Source organism: Mesorhizobium sp. Cs1321R2N1 (genome assembly GCF_037179725.1).
GTDB lineage: Bacteria > Pseudomonadota > Alphaproteobacteria > Rhizobiales > Rhizobiaceae > Mesorhizobium > Mesorhizobium salmacidum.
In genome coordinates this window covers 1-456 of sequence record NZ_JAPYKP010000351.1, presented here as the reverse complement: position 1 = coordinate 456, position 456 = coordinate 1, and the positions used below count along the sequence as shown (strand labels likewise).

The 456-nt window shown below is 64.5% G+C and carries 2 protein-coding genes; both read left to right on the top strand.

Features of this window, described 5'->3' with window-relative positions; genetic code table 11:
- A partial coding sequence (locus O7A61_RS32450; RefSeq protein WP_337133212.1) for a type II toxin-antitoxin system ParD family antitoxin occupies positions 1-243 on the top strand: 243 nt, incomplete at its 5' end.
- 8 nt (positions 244-251) lie between these two features.
- Positions 252-456, top strand: a 205-nt coding sequence (locus O7A61_RS32445; RefSeq protein ID WP_337133211.1) for a type II toxin-antitoxin system RelE/ParE family toxin, incomplete at its 3' end; no start/stop codon positions are given.

Below are 456 nucleotides of genomic sequence, written 5' to 3'. Positions count from 1 at the left end.
AGCCTGCCGGCGGAGCAAGCCGCCTTCATCGACCGGCTCGTCCGCTCGGGCACCTATGCAACCAGCAGCGAAGTCATCCGCGCCGGGCTTCGCGCACTGCAGGAGCGCGACGCCGCGGTAGAGCGTTGGCTCCGCGAGGAGGTCGCTCCGACCTATGATGCGTGGAAGGCAAATCCCGACAAAGGCATTTCGCCAGAGGAAATGGCCGAACGGGCACGTAAGCGCCACGAGACCCATTCGTAGAAGAAACCATGAAGCGTCGGACCGTCATCTACACGCTGGATGCCGGCGACGATCCCGATCGCATCCACACCTTCATTGCGGAAGCCAGCAGCCCCGCCATAGCGGACCGCTACGACAGTCGCGTACGGGCGTTCTGCGAGCGCCTCGAACATGGTTCCGAGCGCGGCACACGCCGTGATGATGTGCGGCCGGACCTTCGCGTCGTCGGATTTG